This is a genomic window from Listeria ivanovii subsp. ivanovii (genome assembly GCF_900187025.1).
Lineage (GTDB): Bacteria > Bacillota > Bacilli > Lactobacillales > Listeriaceae > Listeria > Listeria ivanovii.
Genome location: NZ_LT906478.1, coordinates 921,391 through 946,102, shown reverse-complemented (window position 1 = coordinate 946,102; position 24,712 = coordinate 921,391). Strand labels below are relative to the sequence as shown.

The following is a 24,712-nucleotide window of genomic DNA, read 5'->3' as shown; positions in this document are numbered from 1 at the left end:
ATAAGATTGGAATTAAAACCAGAATTATGCCGTGTGGATGATGCACTTGGAATCATTGTGGGTAAATGGAAACCGATTATTTTACTCATTTTACTACAAGACGGAACGAAGCGATTTAGTGAATTAAAACGTCGTGTTCCTGGTATTACGCAAAAAATGTTAACCAATCAATTACGCGAACTGGAAAAAGAGGATATAATCATTCGCAAAGTCTATCCAGAAGTTCCTCCAAAAGTGGAATATTCTATTTCAGAATACGGTAAAAGCTTGGAACCAATTCTAACTGCAATGCATGATTGGGGAACAAATCATACCATGCGCAAAAATAAAGCTACAGCAGAATAAAAAAATGTAAGCAAAATGATTTCTCATTTCACTTACAGTCCGAGGTACAGAGCTTTCGTTCTGTGCCTTTTTTACTTATCGTCTTCTTTCGTTTCGTCTTTCTTTTCTAATTCTGGGATAAGCACTTCTTTTTCTTCTTTTTTAGGTTCTTCTTTTGCTGCTTCTTTTTCAAGTTCATTCAATTGATCTTCCATAGAGGCTCTTTCTGTTTTTTTGAAATTTTGTTTTTCACGTTCAATAATTTCATCTACCATTGTAGTAAAGTTTTGCGCTTTATCTTTGATAACTTCTTTACTTTTCTTCGTTTTCTTTTCTAATTCATCCATTAAATCGTCAAATGATTGGGAGAGTTCTTTACTCATGTCTGCTTTTTTCTCGGCCTCTTCTGCTAAGTCGCGTTGTTTTTGTGCTTCATGGTAATCACTCACACTACCCCAGCTCATATCATGGATAACTTTATCCATTTTTTCGGAAGTTTCAGTGGCATTCTTTTCAGCCATTTCAGCTAAATGTTGTGTTTTAAGATTTTTCCATTTTAATCTCATTTCGTGCATACGAAGTTCTAGTTTTTCAAGTTGTTCAGATGCTTGTTCGTAGTGAGCTTTGGTTGCTTGTAGTTGTTCTTCATATTGCGCCACTTCTTCTAAAGCAAAATCAGCAAGTTTTGTTTCACCAGCTTCTTTCGCAATGTTAGCTTGGTGACGGCGTTTTTCAACATAAACTTCCATTTCTTTATATTCTTTATAGAAAAGAGATTTTAATTCACGTTGTTTTTCCACCATACGTTCTGCATCTTTCATTTCTTGTTTGGTTTTATCCATATAGTAACTTACTGAATTACGACGTTTTTCTTCACGTTTCTCAATTTTTTCACTGACTTCTTTATTCCATTGTTTCATTTTTTCAAAAAGGTTTGCCATTTTTTTCTCCTCCAATTATTTATTGTATGGGTAATCAAATACATCATCATTTTTTCTAGGTTTATTTTTATTTCTAGTTAGGAAGTAAATAATTGCTCCAATGATTGCGACAACTAAAATTCCTTTTAAGTTAGCTAGAATGATTAAGGCACCAACGCCAATTAAAATACCGTAAATAATTTTTTCTCCTAAAGATCTTGCTTCGAGAAGTTTCTTCAAAGACCAAAAGCCAAGTACTGCACCAATAGCAGCCATAATTGCTGGCCATAGTACGGTAAGTATCAATCCAATCAGTAAAACTATTAATACGCCAATCAATATTGCTCTCAATACGTCTACCTCCTTACTTCCATGTGTAGCTAATTTATTATTCTTTTATTACTGTACCTATCATAACCCTATGTATCAACTTGAAGAACCCACCGTAGAAGGAAATTCACCTACAACTTGAGTCCTATTATCTAACTAAAGGATAACATATTTTGCCTAAAATAAGGAAGAATTCCAAGGAAAAAGCAGTTTGTTTCTCGCAAAAGCTAAGAAATAAACTGCTTTAAGACCTATTTAATCTTTTCTTCGTATTGGATGGACGAAACCGCGCCTTCTGAAACCATATTAGCTTCTTCTAATTCTGTTTCCGAAGCATTTGCATCATCGTAACGTGTTCGAATATCATTTACCTCATCAAAGGGAGTAGGTGGCTGTTGTTTTTTCACCACATAAATCGCTACGCAAGTTACGACACCAGCAATTGTTCCAGCAATAATACCAACTTTATTTTTCACACTATCAACCTCCTCTTGAAATCCACTATTTTATTCCCTAAAAAAAGGAAGATAAAACAAAAAGGAGCTTGAACAACCCAAACTCCTTTCCATTTAAAATCCCGAAAAGCTATTCTTTGGTTTACGGATAAAACAAAGCATTGCGGCAATCACCAATAGCAGTGCTGGGAAAAAACCAATCAATATGGTTGAGACCAATGTTACAATTCCCGCTGCTAAAAATGCAAATCCAGAAAATACTGGTTTTTTATTATTAATAATGTAGAAAATGCCAGCAATACCAAGTGCTAAAGTAATTATCCCACCTGACAAAGCTACCCAAGACAATGTATGTACAAAATCCAAAACCCGGTCAGCATCGGGAATATCATTTTTGGGGATTTCCCATTCTGTCATTGTTTGGTAGTAATTATTATAATACGTAGTTAATCCATCTTTGGCGTTAGAACCATTTACCATTAAAAAACCTATAGTAGCAATAGCTGCTTGCATTAATACACTAAAAACAAGACCGATAATAGCGAGTACTATTTCACCTGTTCGTTTAATCATTTTATATACCCCCGTTTCTTTACTTATTTTTCCAGTATACTATATGTTTTCATGAGAATAAACCTTTAATTTCCTTGATAAAGAAGACCAGTCGTGCGTTTTCAACCAAAAAAATGTATAATTTGTTCATAACGAAATATAAAGGAGCGTAAAATAATGCTAAAGCGTGTGTTCTTCTCCATTATCTTACCATTAGGCTGTTTAGTTGGAGCAATATTCATACTACTCACTATCAATACTTCTTATCCAAAAGCAGCGAATGATTCCATTCCAACCATTTTTATTCATGGTTACCGAGGAACAGACCGCTCACTTCACGGAATGATACGGCGCTTAGATCAAAAATATGACTGGGGCACTGAAACATTAACGGTAAATGTGAGTCCAGATGGCAATATTTCTACTACAGGAACTTATGATAAATCAGCTAAAAACCCGCTTATAAATATTGTCTTTGAGGATAATCGTGCCACTTTGCCTCAACAATCGATGTGGACAAAAAAAGTCATGTCCTATTTACAACAAAACTACGGGATCAAAAAGTTTAATGCAGTCGGGCACTCAATGGGCGGTGGTGCTTGGGTTGCCTACTTAGCAAGTTATGAGAAAAATAAATCCTATCCGCAAGTAAATAAAATTGTTTTTCTAGCCGTACCATTTTATCCAGAAGAGTATGTTAACGGTGATCAACAAGTAGATATTAAAAATGCTAATAATGTTCATGCAAAATTCGCTGAAAAAATGGCCAAAGTTTTACCAACAAATACGGAAATTATGATTATTGGCGGTAACTTGGAAGATGGTTCGAATAGTGACGGTGAAGTAAAATTAGACAGTGTGTTATATGGGCAAAAATTATTTACCCACCAAAAAGTGATTACTCATGTGATTAAAGGTCCCCAAGCAACCCACAGTAGCATGCATGAATCAACGGTTGTAGATAAATATGTAGGCGATTTTTTATGGGGACAGAAATAAAAGTTAAAGGAAGTTTATGATGAAAAAATTTATTATCAGCATTATGCTGCTTACCGTTATTATTACAGGATTCGGTGTGATTTTCCTTCACTTCGAACCGACTAAAAAAACTATAAATACCGATACAAGAACTGCTGAAGCAAAGAAAAAAGATACGACTGCTAAAGAAACGAAACCTGTATCAGAAATAGCAGTTCCAACGCTTTTTGTTCACGGGTATTCAGGAACAGCGAATTCACTTGGAGGAATGATTGATCGTTTTGCAAGTGATGGTTCCGTAACAAAATCACTTGTTATGACTGTGGCTGCTGATGGTAAAGTATCTACAACTGGGACTTATGATAAATTCAGCCATAATCCGACCATTCAAGTCATTTTTGAAGATAATAAAAGTTCCATGGTCAACCAAACTTTATGGATAGAAAATGTTATGAAAGAACTTAAAAATAATTATCACATTGAAAAAGTGAATGCGCTCGGTCATTCCATGGGTGGCGTTAGCTTAACAAACTATATTGAAAAAATAGGTAATGACAAAACTTACCCAGTTCTTGAAAAATTAGTTTTAATCGGTGCACCACTTAATGGCCTGGTTATTGGTGACGACGGTGTTACAGCTTATGACTTAACGGATGATGGACCAAAACAATCTTCTGAACGCTACAGTGAATTCATGAAAAACAAACAAAATATCCCTTCTAATTTACAAGTATTAAATATAGCTGGCGACACATTGGATGGTACTAAAAGTGATGGAAGTGTTTCTGTTGCTAGCGCCCTTTCAGGTAAATTTATTTTTGAAAACCAAGTAGCAAGTTACGAGGAAAAAATTTTTACTGGTAAAAATGCTGCACATAGCAAGCTCCATGAAAATAATGATGTCGATACAAAAGTAGCAAATTTTTTATGGGAAACAGAAAAAGTAGACTAAGCATGCGCTTAATCTACTTTTTTCTTACGTCCAAATATCGTTCGTTTTTCTTTATCTTCTGCATTTCTCACATCCAAAATATCTAGTAAGAATACAAATACTGGAATCCCAACAATCAGTCCCCATACACCGAAAAATGTTTCCGAAAAAATCAAAACAATAAAGGTATAGAAAACAGGCAGGTTTGTTTTTGATGACATTAACTTTGGATTTAAAATATACGTTTCGATTGCATGGACAATAACGACTGTTAGAAGAATATAAAATACATCTTGGAATCCGCCAACTGTATATGCAATGAGTACAAGGGGCACACAGGAAATAATTACCCCTGCTACTGGAATCAACCCTAACACAAAGACCATTATCGACAAACTAAGTAATTGCGGGAAATCCATTAAATATAACGCAATCGTTGTAATAATCGTATTTACGAGGGCAATCATCAATTGAGCCTCTAGTACAACACCAAAAGTTGCAACAAATTTCTTTCCAAAAAAAGCAGCTTCTTTGAAAATAAATCCAACTTTACTCGTTAAAAATTGACCTGTAAAAGAAGTAACCCGTTCTTTTTCGAGTGAGAAAAACAAACTAAGAATTAGTGCTAAAAAGAAAGATAAGCCAACGGAACCAATCCCCGAAAGCGAGGCAATGATAAAATCAACTCCAGTTTGTAAGTACTTTTGAATATTGGATTCTTTCAAAAATCCAACAACCCATTTTACAACTGTATTATCACTTGGGTTATTATAGATTTTTACTAATGAATTCACTAACTGAGAGATTTGGTCTATTAGTATTGGTAAAAAATGCACGATAGCGATATATAAAAATACCGCGACTAGTGTGTACAAGACAATCACGATTAACTTTCTCGGTATTCGAACTCTTTTTAAAATAACATTCTCTAATCGAGTAACTAAAAAAGCAAAAATAAATGTTAACAATATTAAATCAATCATGCTTCTTAGTAAATAGAGCACAATCCCAATCAGGACAAACACTAACACCCGCCTTGCCGTGTTATTCTCTTTTAATCTTTCTAACCAATTCATCTTCTCACCAGCCCTTTTCTTTCTCTATTCTATCATAATTCAAAAAATAAGGTTTACAAAAACACTAATTGTTTGTAAAATAAAACCAATCATCCTACCTTTGAAGGGAATGGAAAATATGGTAGAAAAATTAGAACGAAAATCGCTTGCTGAACAAGTTTATGAGCAAATTAAAGGCGAAATTACCAATGGGACATGGGAAATTGGCGAACGTATTCCTAAAGAAGCTGATTTAATGTCTCAATTTGGTGTTAGTCGAAATACGCTTCGTGAAGCTATTCGCGCCCTTGCTCATATTGGACTACTGGAAACCAAACAAGGCGATGGCACTTTCGTCAGGAATGATAGTGAACTTAAGGCCATTTTGCAAAAACGTATGCAGGAATCTTCTGTGCAAGAAATACTGGAAATCAGGCATGCGCTTGATCGAGAGGCTGTTATTTTAGCCTGCACACGTCGTACAGAACACGATTTACAAGAGATGAACAAATTTATGCAACTCTGCCTAGATGCAAGCACTAAAAAAGATCTCTCTATGTTTGTAACAGCTGATGCTTCTTTACATTTAGCGATTGTAAAAGCAGCTCATAATAAATTACTACTTGATATGTATGCAAATATTTTGGAAGATATCCAGTTTTCGATTACGAGTACTACAGAGATTAATCCGAGCGAAAATAAACATCATGGTCATACGGCACTTATAGCAGCTATAACAGAACGAAATAAGGAAAGTGCAGCACATGAAGTAACGGAATATATTACCTACTTCCAACAAGTTGCTACAAAGAATGGAGCAAAAAAATGAATGTAGATTTAACGAAAGAAAAAATCCTTACTCGTCCAAGTAAGGTAATGCTTATTATTGGGATTATTTTAATTGCTGCAAATTTACGAACACCTATTACCTCTGTTGGCCCACTAATGGGAATGATTCAATCTGATTTACATTTGACTAATGCGATGGCCGGACTGCTTACAACTATCCCACTTCTGGCATTTGCTGGTTTATCACCGTTTGTTTCTAAACTTAGTCGCTCTTTAGGAATCGAAGTATTGCTTTTTATTGCCCTTTTAACACTAGTTATCGGCAGTTTTCTTCGTCCCTTTGGAGGAATGGGAAACTTATTTGTGGGTACTTTTTTAATCGGACTAGCGATTGCGGTTGGGAATGTACTTTTACCTAGTTTAATAAAAAAAGAATTTCCATTTAAATTGGGACTAATGACCGGGGTTTATTCGATTTCGATGAATTTGTGTTCGGCGATTGCGGCTGGATTAACGGTGCCGATTGCAATGAATAATCCATTTAGTTGGAGAGGAAGTATGATTTTCTGGGCATTTTTAGGCGTTTTGGCATTCATTATTTGGCTGCCTCAATTGAAATATAATCAGAAAAATACGGTAAAAATAGCAGCTCATTTAGTGACAACTTCTGTCTGGAAAGCACCACTCGCATGGAAAATTTCGCTGTTTATGGGTTCTCAGTCAGCGATTTATTATATTTCGATTGCTTGGTTGCCTAATATTTTAGCAGAACAAGGTTTATCAAGTACTTCTAGTGGATTAATGTTGTCGTTGATGCAATTTGCTGTCATGCCTGTTACTTTCATTATTCCGATTATTGCTGGACGAATGAAAAATCAACAGTTACTTGTCGGAATTTCTATTTCCCTATTTCTCATTGGGATTTTGGGGATTATGTTTGCGAATGGGAACTTATTTATTTTGTCGCTAGTTATTATTTTATATGGTATTGGTTCGGGGATGTCATTCAGTCTTTCGATGATGTTCTTCAATTTGCGAACAACAAGCGCTACTGAATCAGCAGATTTGTCAGGAATGGCACAATCGATTGGTTATTTATTTGCTGCTTCCGGTCCGATTCTGTTCGGAATTTTGCACGATTTACTAGGTAGCTGGCAACCAACCTTATTTGTGCTAATCGGTATTTCCCTATTAATGCTGTATTGCGGCCTAGATGCTGGTCGAAATAAATTCTTATTCTCCAAGAAAAAATAATTTTACGCATAAAAAAAACTAGTGCGGAAAAAGGGAGTAAACCGCACTAGCTAAAAGGGAGTTTGGGATTTTCATTCTAAAAAGGGAAAGAAATGAAAATGTTTTGCTTGTTGTTAGCTTATACATATAATAACTTTTCTAAAAAAGAATGCGCTGAAAGGCACATGATAATTTCATGAGAGTTCAACAAAGTTTTTCTCAGTTTTTCCCACGGAGTTTTTCTAGTTTTTCAGCAATACGTTTTTTCATAGCTTCTGTTTCTTGGGGTTGTTTTGTTATTTCATTTGTACCGGAAATAATGACTACATCCCCTTCTTTTATTGCCTCATCCAGACTTGTTTGTTCTACTACCCATTCCGTATTATCTGGCTCTAGCAGAAAAACTGCTCTCCCCTCCTCAATTCTATCTAAAATCGCTTTTTTCAAACTAATCACCTACTTTGTGACGGCAATGCCTTGTTCTTTTATTTGTCGCACGATTCCATCGCCAATGCCGTTAATTTTTTTCAAGTCCTCAATTGATTGATAGGGGCGTTCCGCGATAATTTTCTCTGCAAGTGCAGGGCCAATAAGTGGTAATAGTTCCAGTTCTTCGCTAGAGGCCGTATTAATATTGATTGTTTCTGGTAATTCTTCGGAAGTTGCGTCTTCAGTTTTTTGCGTACTATTTTCTTTGTTGTAGCTACTCCCAGGTTTGGGTGTCCCATCTTTTTCAGTTTGCACATGGATCTTTTCACCATCTGTTTCGATTGTAACAGTGCCATTTACATCGGTTCCATATGTTTGGATATCACGATCTTTTAGCCATTCTAGTACCTCTATGTGTGGGTGACCATAACTGTTCGCAAGTTCTGCAGAATAAACAGCCACTTGCGGATTTACTTTATCTAAGAAAAAAGGCTGATTAGATGTAGAGGAACCATGATGCCCTAAATCCAAAATATCGGCTTCCAAATTAGCACCACTCTCGGCCATTTCTTTTTCACGCCCTTTTTCCGCATCTCCAGTGAAAATAGCTGAAATGTCTTTATAAGATATTTTCACCGCTATCGAATCATTGTTAGCATCATTTTCTAATTTGTCCGGACTGAGGACTGTCAAATCAAATGGGCCAAATGAAGCTTTATCACCGCGTCTTGGTTCTTTATAAGTCGCATCAGAAGCAAGTGCCGCGTCAATGACCTTTTCGTAAATACTACTGGAAAAAGTCAGTCCGTCCATCCAGATTTCTTTTGGTTTATATGTAGCAATTACTTTATCTGCATTGCCAATATGGTCTGCATGTGGGTGTGTCAGCAACAATAAGTCTATCTTCTCCACTTTCGCTTCTTTTAAATAGGTTAAAATTCGGTCATCATCTTGTCTGCCTGTATCAATCAGGATAGTAGTTCCATCTTCTGACTGAATAAGTGTACTATCACCCTGTCCAACATCAAAAAACTGGAATTCTGCTCCTGTTAATGTTTTTTCTGTCACATTAGACGTATTTTCTGATTGATCTGAAAAACTGCAACCGCCTAAAAATAACGCGATTATACTGATACATATTACTAATTTCTTTGTCATACTATTCCTCCTGCTCTCTTAGTAGAATAGCAAACAGCAAGAAAACAGTAAAGGCTTTTTTAAAACAAAAACCGTATGAAATCAAATGGATTACATACGGTAATTTATGTTAGTCTCATTTTACTTTTCTTTAAAAGAAAATGAGACTTCTTCGGTTTTTGGTTCATAGTCAATTTTCCAATCATGATCTTTAAAGTACCAATAATCATGGTCTTCAATGAAGAAAACTAAATCTTCCTTTTTCTCTGAAACTGCTGCTTCTTGCGGCTTTTCGGCGGTTAAACCAATGGAGAAACCAGGGTGTAAGGAGCTATTTGAACCACCATACTTGGCGAAAAGTCGGATTCCATTGCCATTTGCTACATTAAATTCATCATGGAACCATTTATTTGCTTGGTCCGTTACCTCGATATTCATGCGATCACTCCTCGTTCCAAATTTTTGTACGGAAATTCCGTTCTATGTTACTCAAGAATAGCAGATTTTTCGTTTGAATTCACTTTTTCTGCTTTTTGTTATGAAGTTAATATACCTCTTTCTATGATTTTTCAAACCAAGTTGTATTAAAACAATTTAAAAATGATATTATTGTACTATAACAGGACATACCAAAAACTGTGTGGAAATAAAATCTCCACACAGTTTTACATAATTTATTCTAATGGTGCTTTCCCTAAGAAAGCTTTGAACATCCAGATATGTTTATCAATGCTTGCTTTGAAGGCAATTAACATATCGTTTGTTACATTGTCGCCTTCTTTGTCAGTTAGTTCAATACCTTGTTGATATTCGTCTCTAAGTAATTCCAGTGTACCAACTAAATCTTCCATTAATTGATCCATTGTTTTTGGTTTAGTATATGGAGCTTCTTCCACGCTTGCATTTTCTAAGAACTCTTTTAAAGTGGAAAACGGACTGCCACCAATCGCTAGCAAACGTTCTGCTACTTCATCCATTTGTTCACCGAATTCACTATATAAATCGTCCATTTTTTCATGTAAAGTGAAGAAGTTGTGCCCTCTCATATACCAGTGGATTTGATGAATTTTTACCGTGAATACGTTTAAGTTCGCTACTTGATGATTCAAAAATTCCTTTGTGTCTACTGAATTGATTGTTTTCATATTTATCTTCCTCCTATTTATAATGATTATCACTTAATAATAAGTATAATCTATTTCGTTCCCCATGTCCAGTGTGGAAACCATCACAAAGTATTTACCACTGATTTTTTTTATTAAACATTTCTTAAAATGTTCACAGCTTTTACCTACTCTTTTATGATAGAATAAAAGCTAGAATTATTCAACTAGGAGGACATGTTTATGGATTATACTCACCGCTTTCAAGTGAATTTAGCTGGTATGATTGATATCCTCTCTAATCACTTATATGATGAAAAAGATGTGTATATTCGGGAATTATTGCAAAATGCTACCGATGCGATTAGAGCTAGGAAAAAATTAGAACCAGAAATAGAAGGAGAAATCCATGTTTCTTTGTCTGGTAAACCGGCTGAAAAAACATTGATTTTAGAAGATAACGGTATTGGATTAACGGAAGAAGAAGTTCACGCTTTCTTTGCAACTATCGCTAACTCATCCAAAGGAGAAAAGACATTTGATGGACAGGAAGCAAATGATTTTATTGGACGATTTGGAATTGGCTTACTTTCTTGTTTTATTGTGAGTGATGAAATTGTGATGATTTCCACTTCAAAAAAAAATAATGAAACGACCGAATGGCGCGGAAAAGCGGATGGAACTTATTCTGTTCGAAAATTAGACACGGAAACACGTGAGCCTGGAACGCAAGTATATTTGCGCCTCCGAGCTGGTCTAGAAGAACATCCTGAATGTGAGGAAACTGAATACTTAATGAACACTCTTAAAAAATACGGTTCCTCTTTAGAAAGTACTATATTAATAGAAAAAGACGGTTATGAAGAAAGAATAAATGAATGGACAAAACAGTTTGCTAATAAAGAGACTTTACACAATCTTTCTAGAGAGCAAATTATTCATTACGGAGAGCATATCCTTGGAATACGTTTTGAAGATTACTTTTTAATAGAAAATGATTCTGGCCGGACTTTTGGAATTGCTTATATGATTCCATATACTGTGCAAATGAATGCCGTTCGAAAACAAACCGTATTTTTAAATAATATGTTTGTTACTAGTGAGGCGAATAATGTTCTGCCAGATTGGGCGTTTTTCGCTGAATGTGTGCTTTGGACAGATGAACTTCAACCTGTGGCTTCTCGGGAATCATTTTATAAAAATGAGCGTTTAACAACCGTGGCTGCTGAACTTGGAGCAGCGTTAAAAATGGGTATCGAAACATTACCAGAAAAAGCGCTAACGAAATTACTAATGACGCATTATCTTGGTTTTAAAGCACTAGCAAGTGAAGATGCGCCATTTTTAAAACTGATTTATCCTTATTTAACTTTTAAAACTTTAAATGGGGAGGAAAAGTTAGCAGATATTTTGAAAACGGAAACAACCATTTATTACACGTTTTCTGTGGATGATTTCAGACAAATGGCGGATATTGCTCGTTCTAGCGGAATGACCTTAATAAATGGTGGCTACTCTTATGATACGCCGATTTTAGGACAGTTAAATCATTTACTTGATAATACAAAGTTTGTTTTAATTCAGCCCGAAGAAATGACGGATAAACTTTTACCAATGACATTAGAAGAAGAAACTACCTATCAACCAATTTTAATGGAAATGAATGCAATGATGGCAGAATTTGATGCAGATGTGGCAATTAAGCATTTTGAACCAAAAAACTTACCCATTATCTTCATTCATTCTACTGCTACACAAGCGACTCGCGAAATGGAGCGTGCAGTGGAAGAATCTAGTTCTGTTTTTAGTGACATTCTGGAGAGCATTCAAAAAGAACAAGCACCTGCCCCGCTCGCTCATTTATATTTAAATTTAGATAACGAGTTAATTAAACGACTATTTACATCTGGAAAATCAGTCGATGAACTAAGTGTTATTGTGAATGTGCTATATATTCAAGCATTACTACTTGGCCATTACCCGCTTAAACGAAAAGAAATGGAATTAATGAATCAAAATATGATACGTATATTAGACATGCTATAGGAGGCACATAAATGAGTTATTTAGAAGATTTAGAAATGACATGGCAAATGGAAGATAATGCAGAGAAGGTGAAAGTATTAGAACGGGCAATTACTAGCGCTGATATGTATAATGATTTGGAAAATGCGGTAGAAGCTCGTGATATGCTCATCGATACTTGCCTAACTGCTGGCTTTCCGAAAAAACAATTGAAAGCTTTTAGTTGGTTAGTGAAGAAATGGGAAGATGACGAATCAATTATCGATGCTTATGATTTACTTTGGAAATACAAATGGATTAGCGAACACATTCCAACATTTGACGAGGTTTCTAAGGCGCAAGTAGATGGTCTTTTGCTAGATATGAAAACCAAATTTGAACAGCAGAATTATTCGCTCCGCCCCTACTATAAAGTTACTACCCTTGCAGCGATACGGATGGGTGACAGCGAAAAAGCGAAACAATACTTTGAAAAGTGGTATTCAACCAAAGCAGATTACTTAAACGATTGTCCTGCTTGCGAAACCAATGATCAAGTTCATTATTATTGTTTTGCTAAAGATTATCAAACAGCAAAAAAAGTTGCTAAACCAATTATTACTGGTAAACAGCGCTGCGCAGAAGTCCCTCATTTAACTTACGGTACTATGGCACTTGCTTATTTAGAACTAGGTGACACTGAAATGGCACAGGAATGTTTCGATAAAGGGTATCCGCTTGTGAAAAATCAAGGAGCATTAGTCCCGCCACTTGCGAACCTACTTCATTATTTAGTTCGCTCGAACCAACTTGAAAAAGCACGAGAAGTGTTTGATACAAACAAAGAAACAGCACTTCAATCAGAGAGTGGCTTAGACCGGCTTTTATTTCTCCAAGCTGCCTATCCCCTTTTTGATACAGAAAAAGAGGTAGAATTAGTAGAACAAACGGAGACACTTACAGCTAAATTTGATGCTCGCAATGAAAATAATTACTATAGTGATGGTCTAAAATAACTCTTACTAAATATAGTCAGGAAAAACCGTAATAATCGGCTTTTCCTGACTATGTTTTTTATTTGCGCTTCCTCTATTTTTTTAGGATAATACAGGGAGGAGTTGAGGATGATGAGTATTTGGATAGATAACGGTAGTATAGGAGTAACAGAAAATACTATTCGTGCGAAAGAAACCGAGCTAGGTGTTTCTTTACCTGCTGAATATAAACAGTTAATACAAAAACAAAATGGTGGACTCATTAGAAAGAATCAGTTTAAAACATGCGAACCTACATCTTACGGGCTTGATTTTGGTGAAATTTATTACTTGGCTGGATTAGATGAATTGTTACCTTTTATTCCGGAACAAAAAGATGTGGAACTTGCTGGCAAACAAGTTTTTTTCCATCAGGATAAATCTCGCTATATTGGCTTTTCGTATACAGAGGAGCATCAGACACCAAGTATCATCTATGTTGACTTTGAAACTTTACAAACGCTTATTATTGCTGATAATATGGCGGATTTTTTAGAACAGCTATATTTCAGCCCCTTTCCTATCGATATGGCGGAACGTTTTCCACGTATCAAATTAGATCAAATTCTTGCGGCAACTAATGTCCAGAAAACAAAGCAATTAATGGAAGCGTTAGAGGATTATTCAAATAAAAACTGGTATTTGCAAACTTTAATAACCCTACTCGAAAAGCAAGAAATTCCGTATAGTTTGCTTGCCTATAGTTTATTTGAAAATCAATTGCTATATTTCCGGCGCAAACTAGATGCTGATTTAGTAGAAACGATTTTCTTATTACTTTCAAAAAGTGCAGGAATAGATTGGGTCGCATTAGAGTTATTAAAAAAAGAATGGCACGACTGATAAAAAGGAGGAATAACATTGATAAAAGTAGTATTTGTATGTTTAGGAAATATTTGCCGTTCTCCTATGGCGGAGGGACTTTTCCGAGCTGAAGTAGAGAAAGCTGGGCTGACGGATAAAATTGCGATTGATTCCGCTGCGACTGGTACATGGAATTTAGGAAAACCACCCCACCGAGGAACAAAAGCGATTTTGAAAAAACATCATATCGATTATCAGTCGATGAAAGCGAGAAAAATTTCTGCTGCTGATTTTGCGGAAGCAGATTTTATTATTGGAATGGACCAACAGAATTTAAGTGATTTAGAGGCACTTGCAACTAATTCTGCTGCGACTATTCGCTCGTTGATGTCTTTTGTTCCTGGTCAAGAAGAAAAAGATATTCCTGATCCTTACTATACTGGAGATTTTGATGAAACAGAACAAATGATAACAGCTGGTGTGAACGCGCTACTAGCATATATTACGAAACAAATTAACTAGTTTTCATCTTTCTATGTTTAAAGAATGACCTCACGGGAATATATAACAGTACAATCAAATGTTTATGTAGAAAGAGGTTTTTTAATGTTAGGACTTATTTGGGGAATTATTGTTATTTTGTTAGTTGTATGGTTAATTGGAATTATTTTCCATATTGCGGGTGGATTAATTAATATCTTGCTCGTTATTGTTTTAATACTTGTTATTTGGAATTTAATTCAAATGGCTAGAAACAAACGCAAATAAAGCAAAAGAGAACACTCGCTGTTTCGACGGCGGGTGTTCTCTTTTTATTTTTGACTTAAATGTTGTTTTTCTAAGAACGCTTTTAAATCTAGCCTACTTTTCCTACTTAAGCCACTCGCGATTTGTTCAGACCAGCTTTCGACACGTTTTCCAGCGGTTCTATCATCATAATACTGTTTTATTTTTTCATCATAGTCTGCTAAAATTGCTGGATTCATTTTTTGATAGGTATTTTGGTGATAAATCAACTCTTGAGGTAATCTTGGTTTTGTCGCTTCTTGATTTGTTACCGGATGTCCGACTGTCAGACCAAATAACGGCATGGTATATGGTGGTAATTCTAAAATTTCTGCTATTTTTCCAACATTATTTCTAATTCCACCGATATAACAAATGCCTAAGCCAAGCGATTCAGCTGCTATAGCCATATTTTGTGCTGCAAGAGCGGCATCAATCACTGCGACAAGCCATTTTTCCGAAGTTGATAGTGCTTCTGTGTCTAGTTCTTCGCTTTCTAAAATAGCATAATGTCTTGCTAAATCCGCGACAAATATAAATAGTTGCCCCGTTTGAACTGTATATGGTTGATTTCCAGCGATTGCGGAAATTTTTTCACGAATTTGTTTATCCGCTATACCGATAATCGAATAGCCCTGAACAAAACTAGATGTCGAAGCAGCCTGTGCGCTTTTTATAAGTATCGCTAGTTCTTCTTTTGTTAGTGCTGTATCTTCAAATTTCCGAACTGAATAATGTCCTAGTATCGTGTCGATTGCTTGATTCACCCTAATCCCCCCCAAAATCAACTTAATCTTTAAAAATCTTTCTATCATAATTGGGTTCTTGTAAAAGCGCCCCAAAATTCTGTTGACGAAGTGCTTCATAGGCTAAAACCGCCGCTGTGTTGGATAAATTAAGTGAGCGGATATGGTCTGTCATCGGAATCCGTAAACAATTTTCTTCATTTTCTTGTAAAAGTGCATCTGGTAATCCGGTCGTTTCTTTACCAAAAATGAAAAAATAGTTTTTCGTTGTATCGCTATAATCAATATCACTATAAACATGACGACCGAATTTAGTAATATAGTAGAATTCTCCGCCTTGATTCTTCTCAAAAAACTCATCGATAGAATCATAATAAGTAAGTTTTACATTATCCCAGTAATCAAGCCCTGCACGTTTTAACATTTTGTCATCTGTGGAAAAACCAAGTGGACGAATTAAGTGTAAATAAGTATCGGTTCCGGCACAAGTTCTAGAGATATTCCCTGTATTTGCAGGGATTTCTGGTTGATAAAGTACAATATGGTTTGGCATTTCTTTTCACCTGGTTTCTATTAATTTGGCATAGCTGCTAATTCTTGGAGTACTTGCTCGTCTTGTTCAATTTGGAGAGCTTTTTCGATGGCTTTTTCTGCCTCATCTCCGCCAATTTTGCGTAATGCCCAGCCAGCAGTTCCTCGGATAACTGGTCGTGGATCGTTTTGTAAACACTCTATTAAATCTGGGACAGCTGTTTTATCTTTATAACGCGCTAAAATAATAATAGCATTGCGCTGAATAGGCTTTTTCCCACGCCATGATCCAGCCATATCACCGAACTGCTCTTTAAAAGCGCGATTAGATATTTTAAGTAACGGCTTTAATTCTGGACGAACAAGTTCCGGATTTGGTTCCATTTCTTCATGAAAATGAAAATCATGTCCTCTGTTGTATGGACAAACAACTTGGCAAGTATCACAGCCATACAAACGATTATGCAACACTTCGCGATATTTTTCATCTAAGAAGTCTTTTGTTTGCGTAAGATAGCTTAAACATATTTTAGGATTCATTTTGCCCTCACCAAGAAGTGAACCTGTTGGACAAGCTTTAACGCATTGATTACAACTCGCACAGAGGTCACTCGCGGGTTGATCTGGTTCAAAAGGAATATTAGTTATCATTTCACCTAAATAGACCCACGAGCCGTATTCTGGGGTTATCAGTAGAGTGTTTTTTCCGCGCCAACCAATACCTGCTCGTTCCGCAACTGCTACATCAGAAAGTTCTCCTGTATCAACCATTGATTTCATCCGAACATCTGGTAATCGTTCAGCCAAAAAAGTTTCTAGTAGGGCTAATTTTTCTCGTAAAATGGTGTGATAATCAATTCCCCAAGAAGCTCTAGCAAATACGCCGCGTCTTCCTTCTTTTTTACTTATTGGTGCTTCTTTTAATTTGGATGGGTAGGCAAGTGCAATCGCAATAATCGACTGCGGTTCTTGGAAGATGAGTTCTGGATACACCCTTTCATCAATAATAGGATGTTCAAAACCGGTAAACAAATCTAATGCTTCTGATTCTAATAATCGCTCTTTCAAAAACAAAAATGGGTCAGCTGTTGTGAAGCCGATTTTTTGAATACCAATTTCGTGTGCATAAGCAATTAATTCTTTTTTTAGTTTACTATAATTTGGTTCTGTATCCATGCTTCTAAGCACCCCCTCTCCTTGTTTTCGAGCAATAAAATAAACGCAATGCTTCGCTTAAAAAGGTCGAAACACTGCGTTGATAACAGGATTTTTTAAATATGAAGCGGGTGATGGGAATCGAACCCACGACAACAGCTTGGAAGGCTGTAGTTTTACCACTAAACTACACCCGCAAAGTAAGTAGTACTTAGTGTTTTAACAACTTTTATATAATACCATTCCACGCGAGTTTTGACAAGACTTTTTCGATAATTTCTTTTTAAAATTAAAATATCTACTTTATTTCTATGTTTATTCACGTTTTTTTCATATTTCCCCTCTAGAATAAGACTTATTATCTTATGGAAAGAAGTGAAGACGATGAAAAAATGGATGAGAACTTGGGATTTTTACTTTATCGGTATTATTATGCTTGCTATCTTTTTTTATTTTTATGGTATTTGGAATGATGATACGGTAAATCCTTATTATACAGCAGCAGTGACAAGTATGGTGCAAAACTCCCATAATTTTTTCTATGCGGCGTTTGATCCTGCTGGCTTTATTACTGTAGATAAACCACCCGTTGCACTTTGGCTTCAAGCAATTAGTGCCTTGATATTTGGTATTCACGGTTGGAGTGTTATTCTACCTCAGGCATTAGCAGGAGTTGGTTCGGTTATTTTACTTTACGTATTAGTGAAGCCTAAATTCGGCAAATGGGCTGCACGGATTACAGCGCTAATTATGGCACTAACACCTATCACAGTTGCAGTTACACGAACGAATAATATGGATGCGATTCTTGTTTTTGTTTTATTACTGGCAACTTATTTTCTATTTAAAGCTGTTTACAAAGCGAAATTTCGCTGGCTTTTACTTGCATTCGCACTTATTGGGGTAGGTTTTAATGTCAAAATGCTTCAAGCCTTTATGGTTGTTCCCGCTTTTGTATTATTTTACTTTATTGCTGTCAAATTGAAATGGAAGAAAAAAGCTATTCAACTTTTCGTAGCACTTGTTTTGATGTTTGGTGTTTCGGTTTCATGGGCAGTCATCGTTGACCAAACATCTGCTTCTGAAAGGCCGTATGTTGGTAGTAGCCAAACAAACTCCGTACTTGAACTTGCATTTGGGTACAATGGTGTAGAACGACTACTTGGGCAAGAAACTGGAATGAGTACGGGAACTAGTAGTAATTCAGAAATGACCCAGCCTGGCGGAAATGTGGCTAGCTCCAATGAGTCATCCATACCAAGGCAACCTCCTAGTGGTGGTATGGACCACGGTTCGGCGCCACAAATTAGTACTGCTGATGGTGGTGGAACTCCTTCTAATGGCGGCGGTCCAGGTGTTAATGGTGGTGGTAATACTGGTTCCAAAATGACTGGTGGGACAGGTATGTTTGGAACAGGAACAGCAGGACCACTTCGCCTATTCCAAACTGCACTAGGTGACCAAATAAGTTGGTTCTTCCCCCTTGTAATTATCGGAATGTTAGCGATATTCTTAGCGTATCGAAATGAAAATAAACGAATCTATCAACTGAATTCAAAGCAAAAAGAGATGGTTTTCTGGGCTGCATGGCTCATTCCAGTTGCAGGATTTTTCAGTATTGCTGGCTTTTTCCATCATTACTATTTAATCATGCTAGCTCCTCCAATAGCAGTTCTTAGTGGTGTCGGCTTTGTTTCGTTATTCCACTTATACCGAGAAAAATCAAATTGGCAAAGATTTCTACTTCCAATATCTATAATGCTGACGGGAGCATTGCAAACATTCTTTATTTTCTCCTATTTACCTTTACTTGCTATTGTTGTCGGTCTCACCTCTATAAGCGTTTCGATAATTTTAATTGCTATTCAGCAACATACAAAGTTAGCGTCAAAAATGACTGCATTAGCATTAGCGATTTTATTAGTTGCCCCACTTTATTGGTCATTAACCCCCATTTTGTATGGTAGCAATAGTTCATTACCAGAAGCTGGACCACAATTAAAAAAATCTAGCCACGGCGGTTTTGCGGACGCTTCTGTGGATGATAGGTTGATTAGCTATCTAGAAAAAAACAATACTTCAGAAACCTATTTATTTGGAACAACTGATGCAACCACAGCAGGTCCATATATTATCCAAACCAAAAAAGCAGTCATGGCACTTGGTGGTTTTAATGGTACAGATCCAACTATTACTGTCAAGCAGTTGAAGAAAATGATGAAAGATGGCGAAATTAAATATTTTTATCTTCCAACAAATACTAAAGCTTCGGACTCAGATGTGGTAAAATGGGTAGAAGAAAACGGAACAGAAATCGATAGTACAGAATGGAGTAGCTCCACTTCTACTATCGAAAACACATCACAGAATTCAGAAAGTGCTATGCCGGGAATGAATGGCACTGAAAACGGAACACTTTATCAATTGAAATAAGGATGTGTGTGTGATGAATAAAGAGATGGATTATTCATGTATAGTCCCAGTTTTTAATGAAGAGGAAGTATTAGTAAAAACCTACCAAAGGCTTACAGACGTGATGCAGTCGCTTGACGGAACTTATGAAATTATTTTTGTGAATGATGGAAGTAAAGATTTAACAAGAAGTATATTACAGAAATTAAGTACAGAAGATAATTGCGTTAAAGCACTTCATTTTTCGAGAAACTTTGGTCATCAAATTGCGATTACTGCTGGTGCGAATTATGCAAGTGGTAAAGCGGTGATTGTAATTGATGCAGACTTACAAGATCCACCAGAATTGATTGTTCAAATGGTGAAAAAATGGAAAGAAGGCTATCAAGTCGTTTATGCAAAGCGCCTAAAACGGAAAGGAGAAAGCTTCTTCAAAAAACAAAGTGCTTCTCTTTTTTACCGCATTTTAAGTAAGTTGACCGATATTAATATCCCGGTAGATACTGGTGATTTCCGCCTAATGGATGCGCAAGTGTGCCGCGAACTAGCTAGCCTACATGAGAAAAATCCATTTGTACGTGGGCAAGTAAGTTGGCTCGGTTTTAAACAAACAGCCATTCATTATGAACGAGACGAACGAGCTGCTGGTGAGACAAAATATCCACTAAAAAAAATGATTAAATTATCCATTGACGGTATTACTTCTTTTTCTTACCGTCCATTAAAATTAGCAAGTTATTTAGGAGTTCTTACAGCATTCATCGGCTTTGTTTATTTAATTATTGTTCTCTTCCAAAGGTTCTTTACAGATACAACATTAACCGGTTGGACTTCGATAATTATCTTGCAACTCGTATTTGGAGGGACTATTCTTTTCATACTTGGTTTAATCGGTGAATATATTGGTCGAATTTACGATGAAGTAAAAGACCGTCCACTTTATATAGTAGAAGAAGAAAATGGTTTTTCTAAATAAAAATAAAATCCTGGCTAATGCTAGGATTTCCTCTTTATCCGTTTTATATGAGAAAATAAAGCATGTTATTTGTCGACTACTGGAGGCTTCTTTATGAATTTGTGGCAGGATATGATGAACTTCTTTTCTTATGATAATTTGATGTACTGGCTAAGTGAGTATCGGAGTTTAGGACCTCTTTTAGCTTTTCTCTTACCTTTCATTGAAGCATTTTTACCTTTTTTACCGTTTATTTTATTTGTTGTCGTGAATGTGAATGCTTACGGATTACTTGGTGGATTTATCATTTCTGTTACTGCTGCAATTGCTGGCAGTCTTTGTGTCTTTCTTCTTGCGCGAAAACTTGGACAAACTCGCTTTTTACGATTTATTTCTGGTCATAAGCAAATTAAACGAGTCATGGAATGGATCGATAGACATGGTTTTAGTCCGATATTCATTCTACTCGTTATGCCTTTTACTCCTTCCTCTGCAGTTAACATTGTTGCAGGACTTTCGAAAATAAAAGTCTATCAATTCTTGCTTGCCCTTATAGGCGGGAAAATTGTCAAAGTTTTTGCTATTAGTTATATTGGTTATGATTTTGTTGATTTGATTCACGAGCCATTCAAGCTAACTATTCTCATCGTTTGTGTGGTAATTCTTTGGTTTATCGGAAAACGACTGGAACATTGGATGTCCGGAAAAAATCTAAAATAAAACGGAAAGTACATCAACCAAGCGTACTTTCCGTTTTTTTTTAATAAAGTAAGTCTAAAAATTCTTCTTTTGTAATGTTTCCAAAATACTCTTTTACTTCGATATCGGCTAGAGCTTCAGCCAGAGCATCTCGTTTATAAGTGACATTTAGTAGTTTTTGTTCGATGTCCGCTACATTTTTCACCCCAAAGAAGTCGCCAAAAATTTTAATATCCGTGATAATTCCTTTTTTGACATTTAAACGAACATCCACAGATCCAACTGGAAAACGTTTTGTCCGGTCTAAGTCAAATTTTGGTGATTTCCCGTAATTCCAATCCCAATTACCGTAACGTTTTGCAGATATTTCTCGGATTTTTTCCCAGTCTTTTTCAGTTAATTTATATTCTTTGACCTCTTCCACTTTATCCACGCCGAAAATATAAAGTAATAACAAGTCCCGGAATTCTTCGGTTGTCATTTCTTGTTTCATAAAATCAGAAATATTTGCAACACGACTTCGAACAGATTTGATTCCTTTTGACTCAATTTTGTCTTTCCGCGGTTTTAACGAGGCCACGACATTATCGATGTTCAAGTTGTACATTAATGTTCCATGCGAGAACATCTTTCCTTTTGTAGCAAACTGGGCATTTCCAGAGACTTTAAAACCATCAATAAGTAAATCATTTCGGCCTTTTAATTCCGCATTTACACCAAGTCGCTTCAATGCTTCTACAATCGGTTGGGTAAACTTCGCAAAATTATGGAACGATTCACCATCATCTTCAGTAATAAAGCTAAAATTCAAATTTCCTTCGTCATGATAAACTGCGCCACCACCTGAAAGTCTACGAACGACAATCACATCATTTTTTTCCACATATTCTGTATCGATTTCTTCTATTGTATTTTGATTCCGTCCAATAATAATCGATGGTTTATTGATATAAAATAACAACACTGGCTCATCTAATTGTAATTCCGTTAAAATAAATTCCTCCACTGCTAAATTGATACGTGGGTCCTTTTCATTATTATTATCTACAAAGTACATACCCCTACCTACTCCTTCTATCTTAAAATGTTTTTGTGAATCCTTTTGACGCAAGTGCTATTTCTCCTTTATAAATCGCTGCTACTTCTTGTTTCAGCACTTCTAAATCTCCAACTTCTGGCAAATGGCTAAGTAACAACGATTTCACGTTTGCTTCTTTCGCAATTTTTGCCACTTCTACGCTTGCCATGTGCACTTTTGTTTTCCCAGCTAGGTCATGGAAAAAATTTGTATCAGCAACAAGTAAGTCTGCTTCTTCCGAAAAAGGAATAAAGCTATCTTGGTAAGCACTATCTGCGGTGTATACAAACACTTTCCCTGCTGCTTCTATCCGCATTGCATAACAAACAACTGGATGAATAGTTTTTAAAAAAATAACTTTAAATGGGCCAATTTCTAAAGTTTCATCTGCTTTATATGCTATTCCTTTGGTGACATTTGGCATTTCTAAATAAGAGTAACCGCGTTCATCTTCGTTATGTCCATAGATTGGTAATATGGGCGGTTTTTCCTTTTTTGGTGATAATAGTCGAATATGCTGCAAAATCCCTACATCTGCTACATGGTCTGGATGGTAATGAGAAATTATCGCCGCATCAATTTCATCTGGGTCGATATAATTTTGCATAATAGAAACGGCACTTGCACCAACATCGATTAACAGTTTAAAGCCATCTTCTTCTAGCAAATAGCTGGATGTCCCTTCATTTGCAGCTGGATAGCCACCCCAATGTCCAAAAACGGTTAGTTTCATCATTGCACTTCCTTTCTCAATATAAACCTCTCTTATATGATACAACATTTGGAATAAAAGGAGAAATTATCCAGAAAAAAACAAAGACAGCTTTAAAAATTGGCTGTCTTTGCTTTTTATTTAGGGAAATATTTATTTTCAAGTTCTTTTGTTAGTTTTTCTGTTTTTTCTAATTCACCCACTGCCACAAAACGTTTCGTTGTTTCAGTTGGTTTATCACATGTAATTAGTGTAATTCTTGCATCTTTTGTTTCATCAATAACACTAACTTCAGTCTCATCAATTGTTTTTGTTTCTGTTACTTCATATTCGTATAAATTTTCTAGATCAGTCATGTAAATTTTGTCGCCTTCTTTGATTTTCATAACTGGGCCAAACAGCATGGATTCATCACGCATATGGTGTCCTGCGAGTGGATAATTACCTTTCCCCATTACTTGATCAGGGCGCATAGTTGTCGCTCCAGCAAGTAAATTAGCTGTATTTGTTCCTTTAAAAACAAGTAAATTAATATCTACAGAAGGAACCGCAATAGAACCAACTACAGCATCTTTATCATAGTTTGCTGCACCTTTGACAACAGAAGTCATCGATGGAAGTTGCACACTTTCGAAATCAAAAGTTGCTTCTTTTTCATTGTTTTTCTTAATATCTTCTGGTTGATATTGCTCGATAGTTTCGTGGCTACTTAAATACTTTACGATCCCATTTTTAATGAATGGGGAAAAAATCAACAGTAAACCGATGACTAAAATAATTATTGCGATTGTTTTCTTTAACATATAATTCCTCCTTGTAACTATTTTATTATATAGTAGCCATCCTTTTGACGCAAAGAATATTGATATGGAATTCAAAGAATATGCCTTATCTGTGACAACTTTGTAAATTTATTGCCAAATATTAGTGGAAATTAGTCCTTTTCGCTGAGCTGAAATATAGGGGCTTCCTTTGACAGTGAATCTTAGCGGATAATGGGTTGCTACACCTTTGTTCGGTACGCCAATTCGATTAGTTGCTTCTATTAAATGCGGGATTTTCGCTTCTTCCAACCAAATATTACTATCAAAGAGAGTTTTCCCGTAATCTTTCATACTTAATCCTAAAGCTTGTGTTGTTTTTCCTGGACCATTTGTTAATTCGATTCCTGTTTTTCCGTTTCTGTTTTGTTCCATTTCCTTTTCACATGATTCTTCTGGCTCAATAGCACGAATTAGCACGGCTTCCGGAATTCCTGCCTTCATCGTAATGAAGTTAAGCAATACTTGGCGATGCATTTGGTACATATAAATAGTTCCTGCTGGTTGAAACATAATGTTTGTTCGCTTTGTTTTAAGGTTTCTAAAGCTATGGGCTGCCATATCGGTTGCGCCTAAATATGCTTCTGTTTCCACAATGTACCCAGACATCTTCCCTTTATCAGTCTGATGAACTAGACGCATACCAAGGATGTCTCTTGCTATTTCTACCGTCGTTTTTTTTTCAAAAAAATCTTTAGAGATAATTGGATTCATAATTCACCTCGGCGTTTTCTTCTAT

29 protein-coding genes and 1 tRNA gene are annotated in these 24,712 nt (G+C 36.0%); 13 read left to right on the top strand and 17 right to left on the bottom strand.

The annotated features are described in order from the left end of the window. Positions 1-6: 6 nt before the first annotated feature. Entirely contained in the window at positions 7-345 is a 339-nt protein-coding gene (locus CKV67_RS04615; protein WP_014092379.1) for a winged helix-turn-helix transcriptional regulator, read from the top strand. Positions 346-416: 71 nt separating this feature from the next. Here CKV67_RS04615 and CKV67_RS04610 read toward each other — a convergent pair whose 3' ends face one another. The 4 genes from CKV67_RS04610 to CKV67_RS04595 all read right to left on the bottom strand — a co-directional run bounded on the left by CKV67_RS04610 (position 417) and on the right by CKV67_RS04595 (position 2,602). Then, complete coding sequence (locus tag CKV67_RS04610; RefSeq protein WP_014092378.1) at positions 417-1,265, bottom strand: PspA/IM30 family protein; 849 nt, start codon at positions 1,263-1,265, stop codon at positions 417-419. A 15-nt stretch (positions 1,266-1,280) separates the two neighbouring features. Then, the gene (locus tag CKV67_RS04605; RefSeq protein ID WP_014092377.1) at positions 1,281-1,595 is read right to left on the bottom strand and encodes a lmo0954 family membrane protein; all 315 of its coding nucleotides are present in this window, start codon (positions 1,593-1,595) and stop codon (positions 1,281-1,283) included. A 230-nt stretch (positions 1,596-1,825) separates the two neighbouring features. Beyond that, positions 1,826-2,050: a hypothetical protein gene (locus tag CKV67_RS04600; protein ID WP_014092376.1), complete on the bottom strand. Its 225-nt coding sequence runs from the start codon at positions 2,048-2,050 to the stop codon at positions 1,826-1,828. Between the two features lie 93 nt (positions 2,051-2,143). Then, complete coding sequence (locus CKV67_RS04595) at positions 2,144-2,602, bottom strand: DUF4064 domain-containing protein (protein ID WP_014092375.1); 459 nt, start codon at positions 2,600-2,602, stop codon at positions 2,144-2,146. Positions 2,603-2,758: 156 nt separating this feature from the next. Between CKV67_RS04595 and CKV67_RS04590 the strand changes: the two genes are divergently transcribed. Both CKV67_RS04590 and CKV67_RS04585 read left to right on the top strand, forming a co-directional pair. Continuing rightward, positions 2,759-3,580 carry an alpha/beta hydrolase gene (locus CKV67_RS04590; RefSeq protein ID WP_014092374.1) on the top strand — a complete coding sequence of 274 codons (822 nt, stop codon included), beginning with the start codon at positions 2,759-2,761 and terminating at the stop codon, positions 3,578-3,580. A 19-nt stretch (positions 3,581-3,599) separates the two neighbouring features. Then, positions 3,600-4,511 carry an alpha/beta hydrolase gene (locus tag CKV67_RS04585; RefSeq protein WP_014092373.1) on the top strand — a complete coding sequence of 304 codons (912 nt, stop codon included), beginning with the start codon at positions 3,600-3,602 and terminating at the stop codon, positions 4,509-4,511. 8 nt (positions 4,512-4,519) lie between these two features. On the opposite strand, the gene CKV67_RS04580 is transcribed toward CKV67_RS04585, so the two are convergent. After that, positions 4,520-5,566, bottom strand: coding sequence for an AI-2E family transporter (locus CKV67_RS04580; RefSeq protein WP_014092372.1), 1,047 nt, complete (start codon positions 5,564-5,566; stop codon positions 4,520-4,522). A gap of 118 nt (positions 5,567-5,684) precedes the next feature. Between CKV67_RS04580 and CKV67_RS04575 the strand changes: the two genes are divergently transcribed. Further along, on the top strand, positions 5,685-6,374 hold the full coding sequence (locus CKV67_RS04575; RefSeq protein ID WP_025279841.1) for a FadR/GntR family transcriptional regulator: 690 nt from the start codon (positions 5,685-5,687) through the stop codon (positions 6,372-6,374). Continuing rightward, on the top strand, positions 6,371-7,588 hold the full coding sequence (locus CKV67_RS04570) for a CynX/NimT family MFS transporter (protein WP_025279840.1): 1,218 nt from the start codon (positions 6,371-6,373) through the stop codon (positions 7,586-7,588). Before CKV67_RS04575 ends, CKV67_RS04570 begins: the two co-directional genes overlap by 4 nt. A gap of 198 nt (positions 7,589-7,786) precedes the next feature. Here the strand turns inward: CKV67_RS04570 and CKV67_RS04565 are convergent, their stop codons facing one another. From CKV67_RS04565 to fri, 4 genes are all read right to left on the bottom strand, one after another. After that, on the bottom strand, positions 7,787-8,014 hold the full coding sequence (locus CKV67_RS04565) for a DUF3006 domain-containing protein (RefSeq protein ID WP_014092370.1): 228 nt from the start codon (positions 8,012-8,014) through the stop codon (positions 7,787-7,789). Positions 8,015-8,023: 9 nt separating this feature from the next. Then, positions 8,024-9,154, bottom strand: a complete 1,131-nt coding sequence (locus CKV67_RS04560) for an MBL fold metallo-hydrolase (protein ID WP_014092369.1) — start codon at positions 9,152-9,154, stop codon at positions 8,024-8,026. 120 nt (positions 9,155-9,274) lie between these two features. Next, on the bottom strand, positions 9,275-9,571 hold the full coding sequence (locus CKV67_RS04555; RefSeq protein WP_014092368.1) for a HesB/YadR/YfhF family protein: 297 nt from the start codon (positions 9,569-9,571) through the stop codon (positions 9,275-9,277). Between the two features lie 236 nt (positions 9,572-9,807). After that, positions 9,808-10,278 carry a non-heme iron-binding ferritin Fri gene (fri, locus tag CKV67_RS04550; RefSeq protein ID WP_003719147.1) on the bottom strand — a complete coding sequence of 157 codons (471 nt, stop codon included), beginning with the start codon at positions 10,276-10,278 and terminating at the stop codon, positions 9,808-9,810. A 201-nt stretch (positions 10,279-10,479) separates the two neighbouring features. On the opposite strand from fri, the gene CKV67_RS04545 reads away from it, so the two are divergent. From CKV67_RS04545 to CKV67_RS04525, 5 genes are all read left to right on the top strand, one after another. Further along, positions 10,480-12,282: an HSP90 family protein gene (locus tag CKV67_RS04545; RefSeq protein WP_025279839.1), complete on the top strand. Its 1,803-nt coding sequence runs from the start codon at positions 10,480-10,482 to the stop codon at positions 12,280-12,282. An 11-nt stretch (positions 12,283-12,293) separates the two neighbouring features. Further along, complete coding sequence (locus CKV67_RS04540) at positions 12,294-13,256, top strand: hypothetical protein (protein WP_014092367.1); 963 nt, start codon at positions 12,294-12,296, stop codon at positions 13,254-13,256. A 111-nt stretch (positions 13,257-13,367) separates the two neighbouring features. Further along, complete coding sequence (locus CKV67_RS04535; protein WP_014092366.1) at positions 13,368-14,117, top strand: SMI1/KNR4 family protein; 750 nt, start codon at positions 13,368-13,370, stop codon at positions 14,115-14,117. An 18-nt stretch (positions 14,118-14,135) separates the two neighbouring features. After that, positions 14,136-14,600 carry a low molecular weight protein-tyrosine-phosphatase gene (locus tag CKV67_RS04530; RefSeq protein WP_014092365.1) on the top strand — a complete coding sequence of 155 codons (465 nt, stop codon included), beginning with the start codon at positions 14,136-14,138 and terminating at the stop codon, positions 14,598-14,600. Between the two features lie 84 nt (positions 14,601-14,684). Continuing rightward, the gene (locus CKV67_RS04525; protein ID WP_003719142.1) at positions 14,685-14,846 is read left to right on the top strand and encodes a lmo0937 family membrane protein; all 162 of its coding nucleotides are present in this window, start codon (positions 14,685-14,687) and stop codon (positions 14,844-14,846) included. Positions 14,847-14,890: 44 nt separating this feature from the next. On the opposite strand, the gene nfsA is transcribed toward CKV67_RS04525, so the two are convergent. From nfsA to CKV67_RS04505, 4 genes are all read right to left on the bottom strand, one after another. Beyond that, positions 14,891-15,631: an oxygen-insensitive NADPH nitroreductase gene (nfsA, locus tag CKV67_RS04520; protein ID WP_014092364.1), complete on the bottom strand. Its 741-nt coding sequence runs from the start codon at positions 15,629-15,631 to the stop codon at positions 14,891-14,893. 22 nt (positions 15,632-15,653) lie between these two features. Further along, positions 15,654-16,163, bottom strand: a complete 510-nt coding sequence (gene trmL, locus CKV67_RS04515; RefSeq protein ID WP_014092363.1) for a tRNA (uridine(34)/cytosine(34)/5-carboxymethylaminomethyluridine(34)-2'-O)-methyltransferase TrmL — start codon at positions 16,161-16,163, stop codon at positions 15,654-15,656. A 20-nt stretch (positions 16,164-16,183) separates the two neighbouring features. Next, positions 16,184-17,317 (bottom strand): tRNA epoxyqueuosine(34) reductase QueG, encoded by a 1,134-nt coding sequence (queG, locus tag CKV67_RS04510; protein WP_014092362.1) that lies wholly within the window; start codon positions 17,315-17,317, stop codon positions 16,184-16,186. A gap of 105 nt (positions 17,318-17,422) precedes the next feature. Next, positions 17,423-17,493 (bottom strand) — tRNA-Gly (locus tag CKV67_RS04505). A gap of 187 nt (positions 17,494-17,680) precedes the next feature. On the opposite strand from CKV67_RS04505, the gene CKV67_RS04500 reads away from it, so the two are divergent. From CKV67_RS04500 to CKV67_RS04490, 3 genes are all read left to right on the top strand, one after another. Beyond that, entirely contained in the window at positions 17,681-19,729 is a 2,049-nt protein-coding gene (locus CKV67_RS04500) for an ArnT family glycosyltransferase (protein ID WP_025279838.1), read from the top strand. Positions 19,730-19,742: 13 nt separating this feature from the next. After that, the gene (gene gltA, locus CKV67_RS04495) at positions 19,743-20,684 is read left to right on the top strand and encodes a glycosyltransferase GltA (RefSeq protein ID WP_014092360.1); all 942 of its coding nucleotides are present in this window, start codon (positions 19,743-19,745) and stop codon (positions 20,682-20,684) included. A 93-nt stretch (positions 20,685-20,777) separates the two neighbouring features. Further along, a complete protein-coding gene (locus CKV67_RS04490; RefSeq protein ID WP_014092359.1) occupies positions 20,778-21,383 on the top strand; it encodes a TVP38/TMEM64 family protein in 606 nt (201 codons plus the stop codon). Positions 21,384-21,423: 40 nt separating this feature from the next. On the opposite strand, the gene lplA1 is transcribed toward CKV67_RS04490, so the two are convergent. The 4 genes from lplA1 to CKV67_RS04470 all read right to left on the bottom strand — a co-directional run bounded on the left by lplA1 (position 21,424) and on the right by CKV67_RS04470 (position 24,687). Next, positions 21,424-22,419, bottom strand: coding sequence for a lipoate protein ligase LplA1 (gene lplA1 / locus CKV67_RS04485; protein ID WP_025279837.1), 996 nt, complete (start codon positions 22,417-22,419; stop codon positions 21,424-21,426). Positions 22,420-22,441: 22 nt separating this feature from the next. Further along, complete coding sequence (locus CKV67_RS04480; protein WP_025279836.1) at positions 22,442-23,173, bottom strand: MBL fold metallo-hydrolase; 732 nt, start codon at positions 23,171-23,173, stop codon at positions 22,442-22,444. Between the two features lie 116 nt (positions 23,174-23,289). Beyond that, positions 23,290-23,955, bottom strand: coding sequence for a class A sortase (locus CKV67_RS04475; RefSeq protein WP_025279835.1), 666 nt, complete (start codon positions 23,953-23,955; stop codon positions 23,290-23,292). A gap of 108 nt (positions 23,956-24,063) precedes the next feature. Then, complete coding sequence (locus CKV67_RS04470) at positions 24,064-24,687, bottom strand: DNA-3-methyladenine glycosylase (RefSeq protein ID WP_014092357.1); 624 nt, start codon at positions 24,685-24,687, stop codon at positions 24,064-24,066. Positions 24,688-24,712: the final 25 nt, after the last annotated feature.